The following is a 24329-nucleotide window of genomic DNA, read 5'->3' as shown; positions in this document are numbered from 1 at the left end:
CGCGCACAGCACCCACCACGCTAATGCCTCGGCGCACCTGATCCACCACGGATCTCGATGTGCGCCCGGCCGCCACGCCCGGGGCGCCCGGAATTGTCCCTGATATCCATAAAAATCATGTGCCGACCTCCACATCCCGCCAGCCGCACGACCGGACGCTCCGGGCGATGGCCTCGGCCGCGGCGCGGACGTGCGGCAGCAGTCGGACCGGCTGGACGAGGTCGACGTGGCCCACCGCCCCCACGGCGGCGACGACGGCTCCGCGGCCGTCGCGCACCGGGACGGCGAGCCCGCCCCGCCCCTCGGTGAGCGTGTTGCGGACCAGCGCGTGCCCCTCGCGTCTGATCCGGACGAGGGTGCGCCCCAGTGCGGTGCCGTCCGTGATCGTGGCGGGCGTGTACGCGGGCAGCGGTCCGGCGCAGATCGCGCTGCGCACGGACGCGCCCGCGTGGGCGAGCAGCACCAGGCCCACCGAGGACGCGTGCAGCGGCAGTCGGCCGCCCGGATGGCCGTACAGCTCCGCGAGGTCGGCCTGGTTGCTCATGATGGACAGGCAGACGCTCTCCGCGCCGTCACGGATGGCGATCGTCGCCCCGAGCGAGGTCTGTCTGTGCAGTTCGACCAGGTGCGGCTGGGCGGCCTCGGCCAGTGACGAGCCGCGCGGGGCCAGTACGGCCGTCTCCCACAGTCGCAGGCCGATGCTGTAGAGACCGTCGGAGCACCGTTCCAGGGCTCCCCAGCCGGTGAGCTTGTTGACGATGCGGTGAACAGTGGCGACCGGCAGCCCGGAGCGCCGGCTGATGTCCGTCAGGGTCAGGGTGCGGTTGTCGCGGTCGAAGGCGCCGAGAATGCTCAGCGTCCGGTCGACGACGGAGCGCTCGGGGGCGCCGGAGTGGGAGGTGGTCATCCCGTTCAGTTCCCTTCACCTGCAGGTCAGGGGTGCTTGATTACTCGTGCTGACACCAGGCGTGAACCGGTGACGGGCGGCCACCGCTATCATCAAGTCTTCAAGCAGCTCTAGGAAGGTCGATCTCGGAACGTTCATGGTCGATTTCTCTTCGTTACCGATCCCTGTCGTCCCGTACACCCCGATCTGCCGACCAGGCCTCGGTATCGCGATGTCGACGCTGCGCGACGTGCGCGCACGGGCGCCCCTGAGCCTCCTCACCGCTCCGCATCGGCTCGAATTCCACCAGATCATGCTGGTGACGAAGGGCCACGGGCGATATTCCGTCGACTCCACCTGCATACCGTGCTCCGCGGGCACGCTGCTGTGGACCCGGCCGAACCAGGTGATCCAGTCGTTCCCGGACGACATGGAGGCCGAAATCCTCATGTTCACCGAGTCGTTCCCGCTGCCGATGCACGCCGGCCTCGGACTGCTGGACGATGTGCTGCGCCCCTGGCAGTGGCAGCTCACCGACGCCGAACTGCCGCTGTTCCAGCAGGTACTGACACATCTTCAGAAGGAGTTCGAGCGGCCCGACCGGGGCATGGGCGAGCAGGTGCTCAAGCATCTGCTGGCCGTGGTGCTCTTACGCGTCGACGAGGTGTGCCGCGTGCGCCACGACGACGCCCACGACGGTGCTCCGAGCGGTGAGGCGGGCGAGCTGTTCGTCCGGTTCCGGCAGGAGCTGGAGGTCGCCTACCGCTCAACGCGGCTGGTCGAGGACTACGCCACCAGGCTCAACTGCAGTACGCGCGCGCTGTCCCGGGCCTGCCGCGCCATCGCCGGTACGTCCGCCAAGGACGTGATCGACGCCCGGGTCGCGCTCGAGGCGCGCCGGATGCTGGTCCACACGGACCTGCCCATCGCCGCCATCGCCCGCCATCTCGGCTTCTCCGAGGTCACCAACTTCGGCAAGTTCTTCGGGCGGCGCGTGAATATGGCACCCGGGGCATTCCGGCGGGACGCGCGGACCCTCAGCCAGCCCGAATCCCTCGATTCCGGGGGACATTTCACCTTCCGGTAACGCAGTCGACCACCACGTCAACTCCCGTAACCAGGATTTCTTTCCACTCTCTGGAAGAGCGGTTGTTCGGGAATCCGGAAGCTGGCAAGACTGTGCCTGCGTGCTTCGGGCGGCCACTCGAAGACACCGTGGACCTGCAGGTCTATACCAGAAAGACCGACCTGACCATCGCTCGACCTGACCACCCGCCAGATTACTGACGAGTTGTTTTCTGCCCTCCCCGGCAGTGGAAACCCCCCAAAGAAGAACACCGCTCAAATCTCCCCCGTTTCCCCGGCCGGCCCGACTTCTGGGCCGACGTTCCGGGTTCGAACCCCGCCGACCGGGCGGAAACCCGGTCGGCCGCGGGGTCATACGCACCGCATCGTGAAACGGCCGTCGTGCACCCGTACGGGTCGACGCGCCGCCGTGTGCCCGTATGCCCCGAGCACGACGGGCCGGTGCACGCCCCCCATCAACCGCACGCGCCTCCGGATGCCCCGGAGTCGCGCCTGAGGAAGGACGACCCACCATGGCCGTAGTGACCGCTCCCGAGGCCGAGACCTGGCTGATCGAGAAGATCGCCCACCGCCTCGGCGTGGCGCCGGGCGAGGTCTCGCGCGAGGTGTACTTCGACGAGCTGGACCTCGACTCGACCGAGGCGCTCATTCTCGCGGGCGAGCTGGAGAACTGGCTCGGCTTCGAGCTGAGCACGACGACGCTCTGGTACCACCCGACCATCAAGGACCTGGCGTCCTACCTGGCCGAGGAGAGCGACCGGCGTGCGACCGCCGCGTGACCGACGGCCGCCGGTCGCCCTGGAGTTCAGGGCCGCCGCGGCCGGCCGCCGCACCGTCTACGTCGTCCATCCCGGCGCGCTCGCGGCGCAGGTCCACCGGGGCCTGGCCGACGCGCTGCCCGAGGGCGACGGGCTGACCGTACTGGACCTGGGCGCGCTCGACGAGTACGCGCAGGCGGCACTGAACGGCGGCCGGGCCGACACGACCGTGGCGGCCCTGGCCGGCCGGCTGCTCGCCGCGATGGAGCCGGTCCGGGTGCCGTACACGCTCGCGGGCTGGTCCTTCGGCGGTGTGCTCGCCCTGGCCATGACCCGGGCGATGCCGGCCGAACGGCGCCCCGAGCGCCTGGTGCTCCTCGACAGCATCGCGCCCACCGAGGAGTACAAGCAGCCCGACGAGGCGCTCGAACCCGACCTGCTCCTCGGCTGGTTCGCCATGTACCTGGGGGCCAAGCGGGGCAAGCCGATCGGGCTCGACCAGGCGGCGCTCACAGGCCGCGGGGCGGACGACGGACTGCCCGTCGTGCTCGACGCCGCCGTCGCCGCCGGGGCCCTGCTCCCGGGCACCCCGCTGCCGGGCCTGCGCAAGCTCTACGACACCTACGTGGACGGGCTGTTGCGCAACAACCGGCTGACGGCCCCCTACCGGCCCGACCCCGCACCGCTTCCCGTGGTGCTGGTGCAGGCCGAGCGCAGCCTCGTCCCGGACGACCCCACCCTCGGCTGGACACCGCTCGCCCCGCACGGTCTGACCCGGTACGGCTGTCCGGGCGACCACTACACGATGCTCAGCCGACCCGACTCCCTCGGTGTGATCGCCCCGCTGCTGCACGCAGCCTGAACCTGCCTCGCTCCTCTTCCACGCGCACCCGCAGGTCCCGAACCGATCCGGGCCATACCCCCACGGGCCCCGCCGTTCCGACCAAGAGAGCCTCGCCGTGAACGCTTCGCACCCTTCCGACCTCGATCGCCGGCTCGCCCGGGATCCGATCGCGATCGTCGGCCTGTCCGCCCTGTACCCCAAGTCGCGTGATCTGCGCGAGTTCTGGGCCAACGTCGTCTCCGCGGCCGACTGCATCGAGGACGTGCCCGCGACCCACTGGGACGTGTCGGAGCACTACGACCCCGACCCCGCCGCACCCGACAAGACGTACGCCAAGCGCGGCGGCTTCATCCCCACCGTCCCGTTCAACCCGCTGGAGTTCGGGCTGCCGCCCAACACCCTCGAAGTCACCGACGTGCTGCAGCTGCTGAGCCTCGTCGTCGCCCGTGACGTGCTCAAGGACGCGGGCGCCGACCAGGACTGGTACGACGCCTCGCGCACCGGTGTCGTGCTGGGCGTGACCGGCGCCAACCAGCTCACCCAGCCGCTGACCGCCCGGCTCCAGACGCCGGTCCTGAAGGAGGTCGTCCGCTCCTGCGGGCTGTCCGAGCGGGACGCGGAGGAGATCGCTGAGAAGTTCAAGCTGGCCTTCGCGCCCTGGGAGGAGAACTCCTTCCCCGGCATGCTCGGCAACGTCGTCGCCGGCCGTATCGCCAACCGCCTGGACCTCGGCGGCACCAACATGACGATCGACGCGGCGTGCGCCAGCTCGCTCGGCGCGGTCAAGGCGGCGGTCAGCGACCTGCTGGAGCGGCGCTCGGACACGATGCTGGTGGGCGGCTGCGACGCCGAGAACACCATCTTCATGTACCTGTGCTTCAGCAAGACGCCCGCGTTCTCCAAGAAGGGCCGTATCCGCCCGTTCGACGGGGACGCCGACGGCACGCTCATCGGTGAGGGCATCGGCATGCTGGCGCTGCGCCGGCTCGCCGACGCCGAGCGGGACGGCAACCGGATCTACGCCGTGCTCCGCGGCATCGGCTCCTCCAGCGACGGCCGCTTCAAGTCCATCTACGCCCCCCGCAAGGAGGGGCAGATGACCGCGCTGCGCCGGGCCTACGAGGACGCGGACTGCTCCCCGGCCTCCGTCGAGCTGTTCGAGGCGCACGGCACGGGTACGGCGGTCGGTGAGGCGACCGAGCTGTCGGCGCTGTCGGCGGTCGTGTCGGAGTTCACCAAGGAGCGGCAGTTCGCGGCGGTCGGCAGTGTGAAGTCGCAGATCGGCCACACCAAGGCGGCGGCGGGCGCGGCCGGGATGATCAAGCTGGCGCTGGCGCTGCACCACAAGCTGCTGCCGCCCACCATCAACGTGGACCGGCCGAACCCGGCGCTCGACTGGGCCGAGAGCCCGTTCTACGTCGGCACCCGTACCCGGCCCTGGATCCTCGACCCGGCCCGGCCGCAGCGGAGGGCGGGCGTGTCGTCGTTCGGCTTCGGCGGCACCAACTTCCATGTGGTGATGGAGGAGTTCGGCGACGGCTCCGACCTCCGGGTGATGTTCCCCGTGAACCGGGTGTTCATGTGGCATGCCCCTGACATTGAGCAGCTGGTGCGGGCGGTCGGCGAGGGCGGGGAGCCCCGTACCGAAACCGCTCCGGCGGATCATCCCCGGCTCGCCCTGGTCGCCGGCAGCGACGCCGAACTCGCCGAGCTGCGCGCCCTGGCCGCGGCCGAGCTGCGCGCCAAGCCGTCTGCCGAGTCCTGGTCGCACCCCAAGGGCGTCTACTTCCGCCGGTCCGCCGCCCCCACCGGCAAGGTGGGCGCGCTCTTCGCCGGGCAGGGCAGCCAGTACGTCGAGCCCGGCCGCACGGCGGTGCTCGCGCTGCCACCGCTGCGGGAGGCCTTCGACCGGGCGAACGCGGCCTTCGCCGGGCACGAACTCCCGCTGTCCCGCGTCGCGTTCCCGCCGCCCGCCTTCGACGAGGCGACCCGCACCGCCCAGGAGACGGCCCTGCGGCGCACCGAGTACGCCCAGCCCGCGATCGGCGCGCTGGCGGCCGGCCACTTCCGCTACCTGACCGAACTGGGCTTCGCCGCCGACGGGTTCCTCGGCCACAGCTTCGGCGAGCTGGCCGCGCTGTGGGCCGCCGGGGCCCTCGACGACGACACGTACTTCGCCCTGGCCCGGGCCCGGGGTGCGGCGATGGCACCGCCCGCGGACCCGGACTTCGACGCCGGCGCCATGGCCGCCGTCAGCGCCGCCGAGGAGCAGGTGCGCGAGCTGCTCGCCGCGCACCCGGAGCTGACCGTCTGCAACCGCAACGCCCCCGACCAGGTCGTGGTGGGCGGCGCCACCGAGGCCGTGGAGCGCCTGGTGGAGGCGGCCGGCGCGGCCGGGATACGAGCACTCAGGCTGCCGGTGTCCGCGGCCTTCCACACGCCGTTCGTCGCCCACGCCGTGGAGGAGTTCGGGCGGCGGGTGGCCGACGCCGAGGTGGGCGAGCCACGCCGCCCGGTGTTCGCCGACTCGCCGGGCGCCTCGTACGGCCCGGACGCCGACGCCAACCGGCGCACCCTGGTGGAGCAGCTGGTCAAGCCGGTCGAGTTCGCCGACCGGATCGAGGAGATGTACGCGGCGGGCTTCCGCACGTTCGTCGAGTTCGGCCCGAAGGGCGTGCTGACGCAGCTGGTCCGTCGCATCCTCGGCGAGCGCGAGCACTTCGCCGTGCAGCTCGACCCGGGCGACAAGGGCGACGCCGAGCTGACGCTGAAGCGTGCCGTGGCCCAACTGGCCGTCCTGGGCGTGCCGTTGGCCGTCGCGGACCGCTATGTGGCCGAGCCGCCGCACGAGGAGCCGGTCAAGGGCATGACCGTGCCGCTCAACGGCATCAACCACGTGCCCGAGGCCCGGCGGGCCGCCTACCGGGAGGCCGTGGAGAACGGCTACCGGGTCTCGCTGCCGACGGTGGCCGACGCTCAGGCCCCCGCGACGGCCTTCTCTCCGGCCCCGGCGACGGCCGGCTCCCTGGCGCCGGTCACGACCGCCTCCACGGCCCCGACCGTGTCGGCCTCCCCGGCTCCCCCGGCTGTCGCCACCCCGGCGGTCGTCCCGGCCCCCGCGGCCGCCACGCCTCCCGCGCCGCACCCCGTCGCCCAGCAGGTCACGCCGGTCGAACGGCCCCCCGCCCCGCCGGCCGCGCCCCTGGCGCAGCCCGCCCCACTGGACGTCCTGGAGAACGAGTTCATGGCAGAGGAACACCGGGCCCCCGCGCCCGACGACCGGCTCGCCGGGCTGCTCGCCGACCACCTGGCCCTGCACGACGACTACCTCAGCGGTCAGCTGTCCAGCGCCCAGCGCCTGATGGGGCTGCTGGAGCGGGCCGACGAGCAGGGCCGCGTCGACGAGGTCCTCCCGGGCGTCGCCTCCGTCAAGGAGCACGGCCTCGCGATCGGGCGCACGCATCTGCGGGCCAACGAGATCCTGCGGGACCTGGCGGCCCTGGAGTACGGCGCCGCCGCCCCGGTGGCAGCCCCGGTCGCCGAGACCCCCGCGGTCGTAGCCCCCGCGCCCGCAACAGCGGTGGCGGCGCTGCCCGAGGCTCCCGCCGCTCCGGCGCCCGCGGCCCTGGAGCCCCCGACCGCGCCTGCCCCGGCGGCTCTTCCCCCCGCCCGGCCCACGGCGGAGACCCCCGCAGAGACCCAGGCAGTGCCCCCGGCCGAGAACCCGGCCTCCGGCGCCTCGGCCGACGACGTACGGGCCGCGCTGCTCGACGTGGTGTCCCAGAAGACCGGCTACCCGGCCGACATGCTCGATCTCGACATGGACGTGGAGGCGGACTTGGGCATCGACTCCATCAAGCGGGTCGAGATCATGGGCGTCCTCCAGGAGCGCTTCCCCAGCCCCACCCCCGTCGGCCCCGAACAGCTCGCCGAACTCCGCACGCTCAGCGAGATCGTGGACTTCGTCCTGAGCCTCGGCGGAGTGCTGAGCGACACGCCCAAGGCCACGGCCACCGTGGCCGCCACGGCCCCGCGGGTGGTGGTCGGCACGGCGGACATCGCCGCCGCCCTCCTCGGTGTCGTCTCGGAGAAGACGGGCTACCCGGCGGAGACGCTGGACCTCGACATGGACGTCGAGGCCGACCTCGGCATCGACTCCATCAAGCGCGTCGAGATCATGGGCGTCCTCCAGGAACGCTTCCCCAGCCCCACCCCCGTCGGCCCCGAACAGCTCGCCGAACTCCGCACCCTGAACGAGATCGTCGGCTTCGTCTTCGAGCTGAACGCCCCTGCCGCGCCGGCCGCTTCCTCCGCCGAGCCCTCGGTCCCCGCCGCCTCCTCGGACGACGTACGCGCCGCGCTCCTGGACGTGGTCTCGCAGAAGACCGGCTACCCGGCCGACATGCTCGACCTCGGCATGGACGTCGAGGCCGACCTCGGCATCGACTCCATCAAGCGCGTCGAGATCATGGGCGTCCTCCAGGAACGCTTCCCCAGCCCCACCCCCGTCGGCCCCGAACAGCTCGCCGAACTCCGCACCCTGAGCGACATCGTGGGCTTCGTGACCGGCCTGTCCGGCAGCCCGGAGCCCGCGTCCCGGCCTCGGCATGAGCCGAAGGCCGAGACCGACGCCGCCGACACCCCCGCCCCCGGAGCCCTCGGCCGCGGTCAGGCCGCGCTCGTCGGGTTGCCCGTTCCGGACCAGCTCGTCGGGGCGTACCCGCAGGACGGTGTCGTACTCGTCGTCGACGACGGCAGTGAGGTCGCCGCGGCCACGGCGGCCCGGCTCGGCGAGGCCGGCCGGCAGGTGCGTGTGCTCCGGCTGCCCGGCGTGCCGCAGCGCGTCACGGGGGCGCAGGACACCGCCCTGACCGGCTGGGGCGCCACCGAACTGGCCGCCCGTATCGAGGAGTCGGTGACCGGCTCGCTGCGTCTCGTGCTGGTCTTCGCCGCCGCGGACGACCTGCCCTGGGCGGAGGGTGTACGACGGCTCGCGCACACGCTGCTGATCGCCAAGCACACGGTGACCCCGTTGACCGCCGCCGCGCAGAGCGGTCACCGGGCCGCGTTCGTCACCGTCACCCGGCTCGACGGCTCCTTCGGCCACGGCGGTGTCGCCGAGGACGCGGCGCCCGCCGGCGGCGTCGGCGGGCTGGTGAAGACCCTCGCGGTGGAGGCGCCCACGCTCTTCTGCCGGGCGCTGGACCTGAGCCCGGCCCTGGGCGCGGCCGAGGCCGCGGGCCTGGTGCTGGAGGAGGTGTACGACGCCGCCGCGGGCCCCGTGCAGGTGGGCCGTGACGGCGCGCGCCGGGTCGGTCTGACGCTCGGCGAGGAGCCGGCCGCGCCCGCCGCTCCCGGCGCCGCGCTCGGCTCCGGCGATCTGCTCGTCGTCACCGGCGGCGGGCGTGGCATCACCGCCCGCTGCGCCACCGCCCTGGCCACCGCGTACCGTCCCGGCCTGCTGCTGCTCGGCCGTACCGCCCTCGGCGAGGAGCCGGAGTGGGCACACGGCCTGACCGACGCGGCCGCGCTGAAGGCCGCCGCCGTGGAGCACCTGAGGAGCGCGGGCGAGAAGCCGACCCCGAAGCGGGTCGAGCAGCTCTACCAGTCGGTGATCGGTGAGCGCGAGGTCCGTGACACCCTCGCCGGGATCCGGGCGGCGGGCAGCGAGGTCGCGTACCTGCCGGTGGACATCACCGACGCCGCCGCGACCGCGGCCGCCCTGGCGCCGTACCGGGAGCGGGTCACCGGTCTGGTGCACGGCGCCGGCGTCCTCGCGGACCAGTTGATCAGCGCGAAGAAGGCGGCCGAGATCGACCGGGTCTTCGCCGTCAAACTCGGCGGTCTGCGCTCCGTGGTGGCCGCGGTACCGGCCGAGCGGCTGCGTCACGTGGTGCTCTTCTCGTCGGTCGCCGGGTTCTTCGGCAACCACGGGCAGTCCGACTACGCGATGGCCAACGAGGTGCTGAACGCCTGGGCCGCCACGTTCAAGCGCAGCCACCCCGAGGCCCACGTCACGGCGCTGAACTGGGGCGCCTGGGACAGCGGGATGGTGTCGCCGCAGATCAAGGCGGTGTTCGAGGAGCGCGGCATCACCCTCATCCCGGAGGACACCGGAACCCGGCTGTTCACCGAGCAGTTCGCGCCCGAGCGGTCCGGTGACGTGATCACGGTCCTCGGCCCGACCACTCCCCTGTCGGCGCCGGAGCACACCGCGCCCACGGCCCCGGTCGTCCTGGAGCGGGACCTGTCCGGCCTGGCCGGCGAGCCGCTGGTCGCCGACCACGTGATCGGGGACGCTCCGGTGCTGCCCGCGGCCGCGGCCCTCGGCTGGGCCGCGGGCGCCGTCGAGCGGCTGACCGGCGCCGCGGTCGCGGAGATACGGGACTTCGTGATCCACAAGGGCGTGGTCTTCGACGGCGGCCTCGACGGCAGCCGCTTCCAGCTCTCCGTCGACCCGACGCCGGACGGCGCCGAGGCGGACGTGGCGATCCGGTCGGTCACCGGTGACGGTGCCGTACGCCCGCACTACGCGGCCCGCGTGCTTCTGCGCGCCGCCGCCGGACAGCGGCCCGGGCCCCTGACCGGCCTGCCCGCCCTGGGCGGCGGCAGCGACGCCCAGGTCTGCTACGCCGACGGCACCCTCTTCCACGGCCCGTCCCTGCGCGGCCTGCGCCGGGTGCTGGAGTCCGGCGAGGCCCGGCTGGTCGTCGAGTGCGCCCTGCCCGAACACCGGCCCGCCGGCGGCGCGTTCACGAGCGACCGGTACGCGCCCGGCACCGCCGATCTGCTGCTGCAGGCCGCGCTGGTGTGGATGCGCCGGTACCGCGACACGGCGAGCCTGCCGATGTCGGTGGGGCGGGTCGACCTGTACGAGGCGCTGCCGGACGGCGGACCGTTCGTCGTGGTGGTGGAGCCGGTGTCGGCGAACGGTACGACCGCGAGTCTCACGGTGACGGCGTGCGCCCCGGACGGACGGGTGCTGTCCCGGTTCACCGACGTCTCCCTCGTGTCCACCCCGCAGCTGGCCGCCAAGTTCGCGGGCCGCTGAGCCGACATACGGACCGCCGGTCCCGGCGGGCGGCCTCCCCGACCGCCCGCCGGGACCGGCACCTTGGAGGAAGCAGCTGCTATGCACAAGTTCGCCATCGTCGGGATCTCCTGCCTGTTTCCGGGCGCCCGGACCCCCGAGGAGTTCCGGCAGAACCTCCTCGGCGGCACGGACAGCCGCCGGGACGGAGGTACGGAGGTCTTCGGACCGGAGCCCGACGAGCGTGACCTCGACCCCCGCCACCGCATCACCTCCCGCCGGGGCGGGTTCATCACCGACTTCGCGTTCGACCCGGCCGGCTACCGGCTGGACCCCGGGTATCTGGCCCGGCTCGACCGGATCTTCCACTGGTCGATGTACGCCGCCCGGGAGGCGCTGCGGGACTGCGGCCTGGCCGGCGACCCGGCGACCCTGGCCCGTACCGGCCTGGTCATGGGCAACTACTCGTTCCCGACGCCCACTTCGGCCCAGGTCAGTGTTCCGCTGGCGCAGGAGGCCGTGCTGGCCGGTCTCGGCCGGGTGCTCGACGGGCTGCCCGGCGCGCGTCCGCTGGTCGACCGGGACGCCCTGGTGCCGGAGAACCTGCGGGTGAGCGGCTCGCCCGCGGCCGTCACCGCGGCCGCCCTCGGGCTCGGCGGGCCGCGCTACTGCCTGGACGCAGCCTGCTCGTCGGCGCTGTACGCGCTCAGCCTGGCCTGCGGGCATCTCGCGGCGGGCGAGGCGGACGTGGTGCTGGCGGGCGGCGTCTGCGCGCCCGATCCGACGCTGATCCATCTGTCCTTCTCCGATCTGCACGCCTACCCGGAGAACGGGTTCAGCCAGCCCTTCGACAGCCGCTCCGGCGGGATCGTCACCGGTCAGGGCGCCGGCATGGTCGCAGTCAAGCGGCTGGCGGACGCGCTGCGCGACGGCGACCGCATCCACGCCGTCGTGGACGGCATCGGCCTGTCCAACGACGGCACGGGCCGGCACCCCTTGGTGCCGCGCAAGTCCGGCCAGCTGGACGCCCTGTCGCGGGCCTACGCGAGCGCGGGCGTCGACCCGGCCGACATCGACTACCTGGAGTGCCACGCCACCGGTACGCCGATCGGGGACGCGACCGAGGCCGAGTCCGTCGCCGAGTTCTTCGGCGCGCACGGCGGGGTGCCGCTGCTGGGGTCGGTCAAGGGCAACATCGGGCATCTGCTGACCGTCGGCGGGCTGAGCAGCCTGCTCAAGGTCGTCCTGGCCATGCAGGACGGTACGATCCCGGCGACCATCGGCGTGGAACAGCCGGTCACCTCCGCGGACGGCGGGGTCGGCGCGGGGACCTTGGTGCGTGCCGCCCGGGTCTGGCCCGAGGGACCGGGGCCGCGCCGGGCAGCGGTGTCCGCCTTCGGGTTCGGCGGCACCAACGCGCACGTCGTGCTGTCGGCGGCGCCCGACGCGACCGCCGCGCAGGCTCCGCCGGCCCCCGCCGCGCTCCCCGCCCTGGATGTCGTAGGCCTCGGTGCGCACTTCGGGTCGCTGGAGTCCGTGGACGCCTTCGAGCGTGCGGTGCACAAGGGCGAGCACGATCTGCGGCCGCTGCCCGAGCACCGCTGGCGGGGCCTGGACCGCACCGACGGCGGCACCCTGGAACAGGCGGGCCTCACCGGGGACGCGCTGCGCGGGGCCTTCGTGGACGGGGTCGAGGTCGACCCGGCCGAACTGCGGGTGCCGCCGTCGGACCTGCGCATCTACAACCCCCAGCACGCGGTGCTGACCAAGGTCGCCGACGAGGCGCTGCGCGACGCCGGGTACCGGCTCGGTGCCGGGGCGCGCGACACCCCCGAGCCGCGCCGGGTCGCCGTGGTGGTGGTGACCGAGATCGAGCCGTACACGCACGCCCGGCTGAGCCGGTACGGCCTCGGGGCGTTCCTGCGCCGCGAGTTGGACCGGGCGGGTGTCCGGCTGACCGAGGAGCAGCGGGCCGCGCTCACCGAGGTGGCCCGGGACGCCGTGGTGGACCCGATCGGCGCCAACGAGGTGCTCAGCTACATCGGCAACGTGATGGCCGGACGGGTCTCCTCGCGCTGGAACCTCACCGGACCGTCGTTCACCGTGTCCGGCGACGGCGCCGGCCTGGCCGAGGCGCTGCAGGTCGCGCGGCTGCTGCTGCTCGACCCGGACCTGGAGGCGGTGCTGGTCGGCGCGGTCGACCTGGCGGGCTCGGCGGAACTCCTGCTGACCCGGCCGGAGTTGTCCGGCGAGCCGGGGCTCTCCTTCAACGAGGGCGAGCGGGGACGGCGGGTCGGCGAGGGCGCCGGAGCGCTGGTCGTCACCCGCGCGGACTCGGCTCCCGGCCGGGTGCACGCCCGTATCGACGGTCTTGCCGTGCGGTACGCGCCGGCGTCCGGCTCGATGCCCGACGCGGTCGCCGCGCCGCTCGCCGAGGCCGCGGAGGCGGCCCTGGCCGAAGCCGGCGTGGCAGCCGCCGAAGTGGGCTATCTGGAGGCCCACGCGGGCGGCACCGCCGAGGCCGACCGGACCGAGATCGACGCGTTGGCGCGGGTGTACCGCGCGGACGCCGGCGCCACCGCACTGGGCAGCGTCAAGGCGCAGCTCGGCGACGCCGGCTGTGCGGCCGGTGTGGCCGGGCTGATCCGGACCGTGCTGTGCCTGCGGCAGGCGTATCTGCCCGGCACGCGGGGCTGGCGCCGCCCCGAGGACGACCTGGCGGACGCCTTCGCCGCGTCCGCCTTCTACGTCCCCGACGCCTCTCGCCCCTGGCTGCGGGAGCGGGCGGACAGCCGCCGGCACGCCGCCGTGAGCATCCGGGGCGCCTCGGGCTCGCACGCCCACGTGGTCCTCTCCTCCGTGCCCGGCGCCGAGCGTCCGCGTCCGACGGCCGACTGGTCGCGGGCGGGCGGGCCGGTGCTGCTGGCCGTCGCCGCGGACACGCCGGACGGGCTGGTCGCCGAGGCCGGCCGCTACCGCGCGCTGCTCGCGGACGGCGCCGATCCGCGGGCGCTGGCGCGGGAGGCGGCGGACGGGCTCGACGGGCGGCGGCTGCGGATCGTCCTCGTCGGCCGGGACCGCGAAAGTCTGTTGCGGCAGCTGGAGTTGGCGATCCGGGACGTGCCCGGGGCGCACGCCGAGGGCAGGGAGTGGGCCACCCCGGCCGGCTCCTTCTTCACCCCGCGGCCGCTCGGCCCCGAGGGGCGGGTCGCGCTCGTCTACCCCGGCGCCTTCAACAGCTATCCGGGGCTCGGCGCCGACCTCTTCCGGGCCTTCCCGTCCCTGCTGGACCGCTTCGAGCGACAGGCCGCCGAGCCGGCCCGGATGCTGCGGGCCGCCCAGCTGTACCCGCGGACCCTGGAGGCCCTCGACCGGCGCGCTCTGATGCGGCTGGAGGAGAGCCTCGGCGACGACGTCCCGTTCATGCTCGCCACCGGCACCAGTTTCGCCATCCTCTACACCACGCTGGTGCGCGAGGTACTGGGCATCACCGCGCACGGCGGGTTCGGCTACAGCCTCGGCGAGTCCAGCATGCTGTTCGCGACCGGCGGCTGGGATCCGGCCGGGCGTAGCGACTCGCTGATCAGCGACAGCCCGATCTTCCGGAACCGCCTGTGCGGACCGCGCCGTACCGTACGGGACCTGTGGGGGCTGCCCGAGGAGACCCCCGACGGGGACGTGTGGGCGTCCCACGTCCTGCTGACGTCCGCCGAGCCCGTGCGCGAAGCCCTCGCCCGCTACGACCGGGTCCACCTCACCCATGTGAACACCCCGCGCGAGCTGGTGATCGCCGGTGATCCGGCGCAGTGCCGGGCGCTGATCGAGGAGTTGGGCTGCCCCGCCGCCCGCTCCCCCGTCAACGTGGTCATGCACTGCCCGGTCGTGGACCCCGAACTCGACGGCCTCGCCCGGATGAACGACTATCCCATGGGCTCCTTCGGGGATCTGGAGCTGTTCAGCGCCTACGACTACCAGCCGCTCCCGGCCGAGCTGCTGGCCGAGTCCCCGCGGCGCATCGCGCACACCCTGCGTTCGACGATCGACTTCCCCCGGCTGGTGCACGCGGCGTACGAGCGCGGCTACCGCTACTTCATCGAGGTGGGGCCCGGCGCGACCTGCTCCCGCTGGATCCGGGACACCCTCGGCGACGCCCCGCACGTGGCCGCCTGCGTGGACCGCCGGGGCGTCCCGGCCACCACACCGCTGGCCCACCTGACGGCCCGCCTCGCCGGCCACGGCCTCCCGGTGAACCTCACCGCCCTCCAGGACCCGGCCCCGGCCCCGTCCGACCGCCCCGCCCGGCGTCTCCCTCCGGTCCGACTGGGCCGCGGCGAGCCCATCCCGACCCGCATCACCCGCGAGGCGACCAAGGCCCTGGCCACCGTCGCACCCACCGCTCCGGCCCATGGGGCCCACGCGGCAGCGGCGCCCGGCCCGGCCGGTGAAGCGCCCGGGTCCTTCCCCGCTCCCACCCGCCCGACGGCCGCAGCACTCCGCGCATCCACCGGCCCTGCGAGCACGGGTACCGCGGCCACCCCCGGCCCTGCCCACCCGTCAGATGCAACAACCGCAAGCCTCGCCGGCTCCGCCGGCCCGCCGAGCACAGGCACCACGGCCACCCCCGCACCCACACCCGCACGCACGCCCGTTGACGCGCGCGCAGCCCGCCCCGCCCCTGCCCACTCGGCCGATGACCCGGCCTCGCCCCTCTCCATCCCGCCCCGCCCGGCGAGTTCGGGGACCGCGGCCGCACCCGCAGGCCTGCCCGCCGCCGCTCACCCGACGAGTGCGGGGAGCACGGCCACCCCCGCAGCCCTGCCCGGTGACGTTCCCGCGGCCCGGCACGGCCGACACCCTCAGCCTGCCGGTCGCGACGCCCAGGTCACCGCCGCGGCCCTGCCCGCCGGGGTCCCCGAACCCGCCGTACCCGTCCTTTCCGTATCGCCGGAGGAGCCCGCCGCCATGCCTGCCGACCCGACGCTGGAGATCTCCGAGGTGATCACCTTCGACGGGGATCCGATCACGGCCCTGCCCTGGGGTGCCCCGCAGCCTCCCGCGGCCGTCGGCCCGACCGTGTCCTCCCCGCCTCCGGCCACCCCGCCCGTCCAGCCGTCGTACCCCCAGACACCCTCCGGCCAGGGCCGGCGACCCGCCGCCGGTCTGATCCACGACCTGCGCCAGGAGATGCTCGCCGCGCACGGCGTGGTGATGGAGACCCACCGGGTGCTCCAGGCGGCGACCCTGGAGCGGGCCGAGGCCCTGCTCGATGCGACGGCGCCCGCCGCGGCTCCGCCTCCCGTGGCGCCCCTCCCCGTTGTCGAGCGCACCGCTCCCCCGGCCCTGCCCGCCGCCCAGCCCCAAACCCCGGCCCCGGCCCCGGCTCGCGAGGGCGTCATCTGGGACGAAGCCGACCTGCTCGAGTTCGCGACCGGCTCCGTGGCCAAGGTGTTCGGGCCCCAGTTCGCCCAGATCGACACCTTCGCCGCCCGCGTCCGGCTGCCCGCACCGCCGTACCACTTCGTCACCCGGGTCACCGAGCTGGACGCCGAGCCCGGGGTGCTGAAGCCCTCCCGCATCACCACGGAGTACGACGTGCCGGAGGACGCCTGGTACGCCGTCGACGGCGGGGTGCCGCCGGCGGTGACCGTGGAGTCCGGGCAGTGCGACCTGCTGCTGGTCAGCTATCTCGGGATCGACTTCCGCAACAAGGGCGAGCGGGTCTACCGGCTGCTCGACAGCTCGCTGATCTTCAAGGGCGGGCTGCCCACGACCGGCCAGACGCTGCGCTACGAGATCTCCATCGACCGGTTCGTCCACCAGGGCGACACCACGATCTTCTTCTTCAGCTACGACTGCTTCGCGGACGGCGAGCTGATCCTCCAGCTCCGCGACGCCTGCGCCGGGTTCTTCAGCAAGCAGGAGCTGGCGACCCCGCTCGGTGTCGTCCTCTCCGACAAGGACCGGGCCCGCCGCGCCGCGCTGCCCAAGGGCACGTTCAAGCCGCTGGCCTACGCCCGCAAGCACCGACTGGACGCCCACGACCTGGAGTTGCTCGCCCAGGGCCGCCCCGGGGACGTGTTCGGACCCGAACACGCGCAGGACCCCGGCCTCAACCCGGCGCTGCGCCTGCCGGACGAGCGGCTGCGGATGGTCGACGAGGTCACCGTCGACCGCAAGGGCGGCCCCTGCGAGCTGGGCCTGATCACCGCCGTCAAGCGGCTTCAGCCGGACGCCTGGTACTTCACCTGCCACTTCCCGGACGACCCGGTGCTCGCCGGTTCCCTGATCGCCGAGGGAGCCGTGCAGCTGCTGCAGATCTACCTGATGCACCAGGGCCTGCACCTCACGCTCCCGGACGCCCGCTTCCAGACCGTCACCGACCGCCGGATCGATGTCCAGGTGCGCGGCCAGGTCACCCCGAAGGACGCCGAGATCCGCTACGAGGTGGAGGTCACCGAGCTGACCCTGCTGCCCCGGCCCACGGTGATCGCGGACGTCCTGGTGTACCTCGGGGACAAGCCGGTGGTCCGGATGCAGAACCTCGGCCTGCAGATCGTGGAGAAGCCCGGGACGCCGTACCGGCCGGAGACCGGCGGTGTGCCCGAGTTCCTCGGCCGGCGCAACCGCGGCGGCGAGCCGGCGATGATCAACGAACTGCACCTGGCCCACTCCGCCAAGGGTCTGCTGGACATGGCGATGGGCCCGGAGTTCGAGATCTACCGCACGAGCCGCGCGCCCTACATCCCCAACGGCGACTTCCAGTTCGTCGACCGGGTCATGTCGCTCACCGGCACCCGCGGCGACCTGAGCCCCGGCTCCGAGATGGTCACCGAGTACGACTCGCCGGACGACGCCTGGTACTACGCGCAGAACTCCTCGCCGTACATGCCGAACTGCGTGTACATGGAGTCCTCGCTGCAGGCCGCCATCTTCCTCGGCTACTACCTCGGCGCCACCCTCCGGCAGCCCGAGGAGGAGTACGCCATCCGCAACCTCGACGGCCGCGCGACCCTGGTGAAGGACATCGACCTGCGCGGCAAGACCGTTCGGCACCACTCGAAGCTGCTCATGACGAGTGTCGTCTCCGGTGCGGTGCTGCAGAACTTCTCGTACGAACTCAGCGCGGACGGCGAGGTGTTCTACACCGGCGAGTCGCTGTTCGGGTACTTCAACGCGGCCGCGCTGTCCAACCAGGTCGGTCTCGACAGCGGCACCTACGTCAAGCCGTGGATCGAGGCGGAGACCCCGGCCGCCGGGCGGGTCAGGCGCATCGAGCTGGCGGGCGGTGCGGCGCCCGCCTTCCGCGACGCCTCCGGAGGCGAACTGCACCTGCCCGGCGGCCGGTTCGACCTGGTGGACCGGGTCGACCTGGTCGCGGACGGCGGCCGGTTCGGCGCCGGTTACGTGCACGGCTTCCGCAGCATCCGGCCCGACGAGTGGTACTTCGACTGCCACTTCCACCGCGACCCGGTGATGCCCGGCTCCCTCGGTGTCGAGGCTGTGCTGCAGGCCATGCGCCTGTTCGTGCTGGAGCAGAACCTCGCCGAGGGCATGACCCGGCCCCGGTTCGCGATGGCCACCGGGGTGGAGATGTCCTGGAAGTACCGGGGCCAGATCCTGCGCGACGACCGCGAGTTGTTCTTCGACGTGCACATCAAGGAGGTCCGCCGGGAAGCGGACCGTCTGCTGCTGATCGCCGACGCGGACCTGTGGAAGCCGGGCCTGCGCATCTACGAACTCACCGACGTGGCCATCGAGGTCCGCCCCGACGCCGGCTGACGTCCGGCACAGCCGAGGAGCACTGTTGTCCATGAGCACCCCCCAGGCCCCCCTCCGCTGGTACGGGGACGGGTATCCGAGCGTGGACCCGGCCGGGATCAACCAGGTCCTGAGCCGGGTGGAAGAACCCTGCTTCATCGTGTCCACGGCCCAGGGCGTCGGCGCCGTCGCCGGCGGCACGGCCGCCCCGGGCGGGGACGGTCCCGGCGTCCTGGCCGCCGCCCCGGCGCTGCCCCCGCAGCGGCTCGGCTCGGCCGGCTTCCGTGCCGCGCACGGTGTGCGGCAGTCGTACATGGCCGGTGCGATGGCGGGCGGCATCGCCTCCGCCGACCTGGTGATCGCGCTGGCCCGGCAGGGCTTCCTCGCCTCGTTCGGCGCGGCCGGCCTGCTGCCGGAGACCATCGGGAAGGCGCTGGCCCGGTTCGCGGCCGAGATCCCCGGTCTGCCGTACGCCGTCAACCTGATCCACAGCCCGAGCGAGGACCGGCTGGAGCGCGAGGCGGTCGAGCTGTTCCTGCGCGGCGGCGTGCGCTGCGTGGAGGCGTCGGCGTTCATGGGGCTGACCCCGCATCTGGTCCGCTACCGGCTGGCCGGACTCCGGCAGGACCCCTCGGGGCGGGTGGTGGCCGAGAACCGGGTCATCGCCAAGGTGTCCCGGGCCGAGACCGCCGAGCGGTTCATGCGCCCCGCCCCGGCCGCCCTGGTCGACACGCTGCTGCGGGACGGTCTGGTCACCGCCGAGCAGGCGCGGCTCGCGCATCTGCTGCCGCTCGCCGACGACATCACCGTGGAGGCGGACTCCGGCGGGCACACCGACCGCCGACCGCTGCCCGCGCTGTTCCCGGTCATCCTGCGGGTGCGCGACCAGATCCAGCGCGAGCACCGCTACGCCACCCCGATCCGGGTCGGCGCGGCCGGCGGCCTCGGCACCCCGACGGCGGTGGCCGCCGCGTTCGCCATGGGCGCCGCCTATGTGGTGACGGGTTCCGTCAACCAGTCCTGTCTGGAGTCCGGCACCTCCCCGGCCGCCCGCGAGCTGCTCGCGCAGGCGGACGTCACGGACTGTGCGATGGCTCCGGCGGCCGACATGTTCGAGATGGGCGTGGAGCTGCAGGTGCTGCGCCGGGGCTCGATGTTCGCGATGCGGGCCCAGCAGCTGTACCGGCTCTACCAGGCGTACGACGGCATCGAGGCGCTGCCCGCCGAGGAGCGGGCGCGGCTGGAGGCGCAGATCTTCCGGCGTCCGCTGGAGGACGTCTGGCAGGAGTGCGTCCGGTACTTCACCCGGCGTGACCCCGAGCAGCTGGCCCGGGCGGCGGACAGCCCCAAGCGCCGGATGGCGCTGGTGTTCCGCTGGTACCTGGGCATGGCCTCGCGCTGGGCGGTGACCGGCGAGGCCGACCGGTCGGCCGACTACCAGATCTGGTGCGGCCCGGCGATGGGCAGCTTCAACGCCTGGGTGTCCGGCAGCTATCTGAAGACCCCGGAGAACCGGACGGTGGCCGATGTCGCCCACCACCTGATGCGCGGGGCGGCCTTCCACACCCGGATCGCCCAGCTGGCCACGGCGGGCGTGACCCTGCCGTCGGCGGCGGCCGACTACCGCCCGGTCCCGCTGGAGCTGCCCGCCCTGACGGAGGCCGTGTGATGGGGGCGCTGACACCCGAGTCGGTGGAGGAACTCCTCGGCGATCCGGAGGACCCGGGCAATCCGTACGGGTTCGCCGCGGCGGTCGCCCGGGACGAGGCCGACGCCCACCCGGACGAGCTGTGCGACCGGCTGGTCGCGGCGGGCTTCCATCTCAACTACCTGCCGAAGGAGTGGGGCGGCTCGTTCGAGTCGTTCGACCGCAGCCTGACCCTGGTGCGCGCGGCGGCCCGGCGGGACGTGAACGTGATGCCGGGCACCATGTTCGGCATCATCGCGGCCACCTGTCTGCAGCTGCACGGGGACGAGGACCAGCGGAGCCTGACGGCGGACATCCTCACCCGGGGCGGCACGGTGGCGTTCGCGCTGACCGAGGCCGAGCACGGCAGCGACCTGCTGTCGGGCGAGGTGCGGCTGGACGACGACGGGCTGCTGCACGGCGAGAAGTGGATGGTCGGCAACGGCCTGAGCTGCGAGGCCGTCTACGTGATGGCCCGAACCGGCGCCCGCGGGCCGGGCGCGTTCTCCGCCTATCTGCTGGACGCGGACTGGGCCGAGCGCCACGGTCTGGTCCGGGAGCCGGCCGCCCGTACCGGCGGCATGCGGGGCGTGGACACCGCGCGGCTGCGCTTCGCCGGCCTCCCGGTCCCCGGGCACGCCCTGGTGGGCAAGGTCGGGGAGGGTCTGGAGGTGGCCGTCCTCGCCCAGCAGGCGGTGCGGCTGATGAGCATGGCGGGCAGCCTCGGCTGCGCGGACACCGCGCTGCGCCTGGCCCTCGGCTTCGCCGCCGAGCGCCGGGTCGCGGGTGCGCCGCTGCTCGACGTGGCCCATCCGCGCCGGGACCTGGCCGTCGCCTCGGCGGCGCTGCTCGCGGCCGACGCGGTGGCGCTGGCCGCCGCGCGGGGCGTGCATGTCGTACCGGAGGTGTTCAGCGTCTGGGCGCTCGCGGCCAAGCACGTGGTCGCGGAGGCCACGGACGATCTGGTCCGGCGCTGCGCGGCCGTGCTCGCCACCCGCGCGGTGCTGCGCGAACAGGCGCCCGGCGCGGGCATGTTCCAGAAGATCCAGCGGGATGTGGCGGTGGTCCGGGTGATCGACGCGAGCCCGCTGGCGAACCTGCGCGCCTACGCGGCCCAGATCCCGACGCTGGTCACCCGTGAGGAGGCGCCCGCCGCGGACACCGTGCACCGCGTCTTTGCGCTGGACGCGGAGCTGCCGTCGTACGACCCCACGCGCCTCGACCTCGTCGCCCGCGGCGCGGACCCCGTCCTCGGCGCCCTGCCGGGGGTCGCCGCCGACGCCCTGGAGCAGCTGGGCGACGACCCGGCCGCGGCCCTGGTGCGCCGGCTCGGCGGTGCCGTGACCGGGCTCGGCCCGCGGGCGGCCGCCGTACGGCAGCGGGACGCCGATCCCAACGCGCTGGTGGACCTGGCCGAGCGGTACGCGTGGGTGCACGCGGCCGCCGCCTGTCTGCACCTGTGGTGGCACAACCGCGACCGGTCGCTGTACGGCGCCGAACCGGGTGCCACCGGCTGGCTGCGGGCGACGCTCGCCTATCTGCTGGCCCGCGCCGAGGGCGTGGACCCGCGCCGCCACGGCCCCGACCTGCTGCCCGCCCTCGACACCACGCCGGCGCTCGTCCGGTCCGGGCGGCTGATGACCGCCGTGCCGGTGCGTCTCGCTTCCGCCTCTCACCCGATGGAGGACTCCTGATGTCCCAGGCCGAGTTGACCGAACTGGCCGAGCGGCTCGAGCAGTACCTCGGCGATCCGCACGACCCGGAGAGCCGGATGTCGTTCGCCGAGGTGCTCGACCACGACGAGCGCGACGCCTTCCCGTACGGGTTCGTCAGTCTGCTGCGCCGCTGGGGGTTCCTGGACTACGGGCTGCCCGCCGAGCAGGGCGGCAAGGCCGGCAACCCGGAGACCGGGTTCGCGCTGATGCGGCTGGTGGCGCGGCGCGACGGGGCGACCGCCATCGCGCTCGGGCTGACCAACGCCGCGTTCACCCCGCTGTGGATCGCGGGCACCGACGAGCAGAAGCGGCGCCAGATCGACGCCGTCCACCAGGGGGTCGGGCTCGCCTGGGGGCTGTCCGAGGCCGCGCACGGCAGCGATCTGCTGAGCAACGAGGTCGTGGCGGAGCGGGTGGAGGGTGGCTACCGGCTCACCGGCGAGAAGTGGCCGATCGGCAACGCCACCTTCGCCGACCGGATGGTCGTCTTCGCGCGCACCGGGCCGCGCCAGGGCGCCGGGGACTACTCGATCCTCGTGGTCGACAAGTGGCGGGCCGAGGCCGAGACGGTCCGCGAGACGCCCCTGCTGAAGCTGCACGGCGTACGGGCCCTGGACCTGAGCGGGCTGCGGTTCGACGGCGTCTTCGTCCCGGAGTCGGACCTGGTCGGGGCCGAGGGGCAGGGCCTGGAGATCGCCCTGAAGACCAGCCAGACCGCACGCCTGGTCATCCTCAGCCTGGCCCTGTCGGGCGTGGACACCTCGCTGCGCACGGCGCTGGAGTTCGCCCAGGACCGGGTGCTGTTCAACCGTCCGGTCGTCGAAGTGCCGTACACCGGGCGTCAGTTGGCGGAGTCCTTCGCCGATCTGATGGTGGCGGACGCGGTGTGTCTCGGCGCCGTCCGCAGTGTCCAGGCCTCGACCGGGCAGGTGAGCGTCTTCTCCTCGGCCGCCAAGTACCTGGTGCCGACCCTGCTGGAGGAGACCCTGGGCCGGCTGAACGTGGTGCTCGGGGCCCGTGTGTTCCTGCGCACCCACCCCCGCTTCGGCATGCACCAGAAGATGCTGCGCGACATCCTGGTGACCAACATGGCCGACGGGAACACCGTCGTGAACCTGCGCAACATCGGCCACCAGCTGGGCGCGCTGCTGGAGAAGGGCCGCAGTGCCGACGCCGAGGTGCGCGCCGAGGCGGCCGAGCGGGTGGCCGTGCTGTACAGCATGGACGCCGAACTCCCGGTGTACCGGCCCGCGTTGCAGGAGCTGTCCAACCGGGGCCTGGACGACGCGGTGCTGGCCGCGCCCGACTCGCTGATCCGGCTGCGGGTGCTCGCCGACCGGGCCGCCGACAAGGACCGGGACAGGCTGCTGCTGGCCGCCGACCTGGCGACCGAACTGCTCGGCCGGCTGCTGCCGTTGGAGGAGCGGGCGGACCGGCTGCGCGCCGAGCTGGGCCGCGGCTTCGCGCACTCGGCCGAGCTGTTCGACCTGGCCAAGGAGTACTGCCTGGTGCACGCCGCCGCCGCGTGTGTGCACACATATGTCCACTCGCACGGCCTGATGGCCGAACCGCTGCCGAGCCCCTCGCTGCTCCTCCTCCAACTGGAGCGGATCAACAGGCAGTTCCACCCGTACGAGGCCTACCGTGACCCGGCCGCCGTGGACGAGGTCCTCGCCGTGCTGACCCGGCTGCACGACGACAACCGGCTGCTGTCGCACTGGCCGATCACGCTGGCCGAGCGGACCGCGCCCACGGAGGGAGCCCGGTGCGCGGAAGCCCGCTGACGCGCGCCGACGCGGGGCCGGACGCGGGAGCGGCCGATCTGTGGACGCTGCCCGAGCACCGGGTGCCGGAGCTGGCCGCGCGGCTGGGCGGTCCGGAGCTGCTGGCCCCGGACGAGCGCACCCGTCACGACCGGCTGCTGCGGACCGGCTCCCGGCGCCGCTTCCTGGGCGGGCGGCTGCTCGCCCGGCTGGCCCTGAGCACCCGCACGGGGCTGCCGCCGGACACCTGGCGGTTCGTCCGCGGTGCGAACGGACGCCCGGAGCCGGTCCCGAACAGCGCCGGGCTGCGCTTCAACCTGTCGCACACGGACGGTCTGATCGTCTGTGTGCTCACCCGGGGGCGCGGCTGCGGTGCGGACGTGGAGCGCGTCCCCTTCGACGCGGAGAAGACGCGTCTGCTGAACGCCTTCCTGGGCCCGGCCGACCCCGACCTGACCACGAGCGAGCGGTGGGTGCTGGCCGAGGCCTATCTCAAGGGGGTGGGCGTCGGTCTCGCGGGGGGTCTGAAGGACCTCCGCTTCCGGCACCAGGGCGGCGGGCGGTTCGGCGTCGCCGACGGGCGCCGGCCGGACCTGGCGCGCCGCTGGCGGCTCGACCTGCTGCGCCCCTCCGCGCACCACCTCGTGGCCGTGGCGACCGAGGGCGGCGGCACCCTGCGCCGGCGCGAGCCCGGCACCGCTGTCTCCCGCACTCCGCTCCCCTCCCTCACCTCCCCCACCGCCCTCACCTCCCTCACCTCCCTCACCTCCCTTCCCGACCTTCTGCGACCGTAAGGACCTGC

10 protein-coding genes are annotated in these 24329 nt (G+C 73.6%); 9 read left to right on the top strand and 1 reads right to left on the bottom strand.

The window, feature by feature from the left end:
• Positions 1-115 precede the first annotated feature (115 nt).
• Complete coding sequence (locus CRP49_RS28720; RefSeq protein WP_097255960.1) at positions 116-907, bottom strand: IclR family transcriptional regulator; 792 nt, start codon at positions 905-907, stop codon at positions 116-118.
• 211 nt (positions 908-1118) lie between these two features.
• Here CRP49_RS28720 and CRP49_RS28715 point away from each other — a divergent pair, with 211 nt between their 5' ends.
• The 9 genes from CRP49_RS28715 (at position 1119) to CRP49_RS28670 (ending at position 24321) form a co-directional block, all read left to right on the top strand.
• Positions 1119-1973 carry a helix-turn-helix domain-containing protein gene (locus tag CRP49_RS28715; protein ID WP_257033511.1) on the top strand — a complete coding sequence of 285 codons (855 nt, stop codon included), beginning with the start codon at positions 1119-1121 and terminating at the stop codon, positions 1971-1973.
• Positions 1974-2484: 511 nt separating this feature from the next.
• Positions 2485-2751, top strand: a complete 267-nt coding sequence (locus CRP49_RS28710) for an acyl carrier protein (RefSeq protein ID WP_097255958.1) — start codon at positions 2485-2487, stop codon at positions 2749-2751.
• Positions 2735-3592 (top strand): thioesterase domain-containing protein, encoded by an 858-nt coding sequence (locus tag CRP49_RS28705; protein WP_097255957.1) that lies wholly within the window; start codon positions 2735-2737, stop codon positions 3590-3592. The genes CRP49_RS28710 and CRP49_RS28705 overlap by 17 nt, the downstream gene beginning before the upstream one ends.
• 97 nt (positions 3593-3689) lie before the next feature.
• Positions 3690-10625: a type I polyketide synthase gene (locus CRP49_RS28700; protein ID WP_097255956.1), complete on the top strand. Its 6936-nt coding sequence runs from the start codon at positions 3690-3692 to the stop codon at positions 10623-10625.
• Between the two features lie 81 nt (positions 10626-10706).
• Entirely contained in the window at positions 10707-18383 is a 7677-nt protein-coding gene (locus CRP49_RS28695) for a beta-ketoacyl synthase N-terminal-like domain-containing protein (RefSeq protein WP_257033510.1), read from the top strand.
• A gap of 31 nt (positions 18384-18414) precedes the next feature.
• On the top strand, positions 18415-20031 hold the full coding sequence (locus CRP49_RS28685; RefSeq protein WP_097255955.1) for a PfaD family polyunsaturated fatty acid/polyketide biosynthesis protein: 1617 nt from the start codon (positions 18415-18417) through the stop codon (positions 20029-20031).
• Positions 20031-21743 carry an acyl-CoA dehydrogenase family protein gene (locus CRP49_RS28680; protein WP_257033509.1) on the top strand — a complete coding sequence of 571 codons (1713 nt, stop codon included), beginning with the start codon at positions 20031-20033 and terminating at the stop codon, positions 21741-21743. Before CRP49_RS28685 ends, CRP49_RS28680 begins: the two co-directional genes overlap by 1 nt.
• Positions 21743-23548 carry an acyl-CoA dehydrogenase family protein gene (locus CRP49_RS28675; RefSeq protein WP_097255953.1) on the top strand — a complete coding sequence of 602 codons (1806 nt, stop codon included), beginning with the start codon at positions 21743-21745 and terminating at the stop codon, positions 23546-23548. The genes CRP49_RS28680 and CRP49_RS28675 overlap by 1 nt, the downstream gene beginning before the upstream one ends.
• Entirely contained in the window at positions 23530-24321 is a 792-nt protein-coding gene (locus CRP49_RS28670; protein WP_116130054.1) for a 4'-phosphopantetheinyl transferase superfamily protein, read from the top strand. The genes CRP49_RS28675 and CRP49_RS28670 overlap by 19 nt, the downstream gene beginning before the upstream one ends.
• The last annotated feature ends 8 nt before the right edge of the window (positions 24322-24329 follow it).

Origin of the sequence: Streptomyces sp. Ag109_G2-15, from assembly GCF_900215565.1 — a bacterium.
In the GTDB taxonomy this organism is placed as follows: Bacteria; Actinomycetota; Actinomycetes; order Streptomycetales; family Streptomycetaceae; genus Streptomyces; species Streptomyces diastatochromogenes.
The sequence above is the reverse complement of the archived record's forward strand: the minus strand, read 5'-3'. Positions and strand labels throughout refer to the sequence as shown.

Bases quoted from the DNA above. Each gene is read 5' to 3' on its own strand.
- CRP49_RS28675 (WP_097255953.1), top strand. From the start codon at position 21,743: ATGTCCCAGGCCGAGTTGACCGAACTGGCCGAGCGGCTCGAGCAGTAC.
- CRP49_RS28710 (WP_097255958.1), top strand. From the start codon at position 2,485: ATGGCCGTAGTGACCGCTCCCGAGGCCGAGACCTGGCTGATCGAGAAG.
- CRP49_RS28715 (WP_257033511.1), top strand. From the start codon at position 1,119: ATGTCGACGCTGCGCGACGTGCGCGCACGGGCGCCCCTGAGCCTCCTC.
- CRP49_RS28680 (WP_257033509.1), top strand. From the start codon at position 20,031: ATGGGGGCGCTGACACCCGAGTCGGTGGAGGAACTCCTCGGCGATCCG.
- CRP49_RS28685 (WP_097255955.1), top strand. From the start codon at position 18,415: ATGAGCACCCCCCAGGCCCCCCTCCGCTGGTACGGGGACGGGTATCCG.
- CRP49_RS28720 (WP_097255960.1), bottom strand. From the start codon at position 907: ATGACCACCTCCCACTCCGGCGCCCCCGAGCGCTCCGTCGTCGACCGG.
- CRP49_RS28695 (WP_257033510.1), top strand. From the start codon at position 10,707: ATGCACAAGTTCGCCATCGTCGGGATCTCCTGCCTGTTTCCGGGCGCC.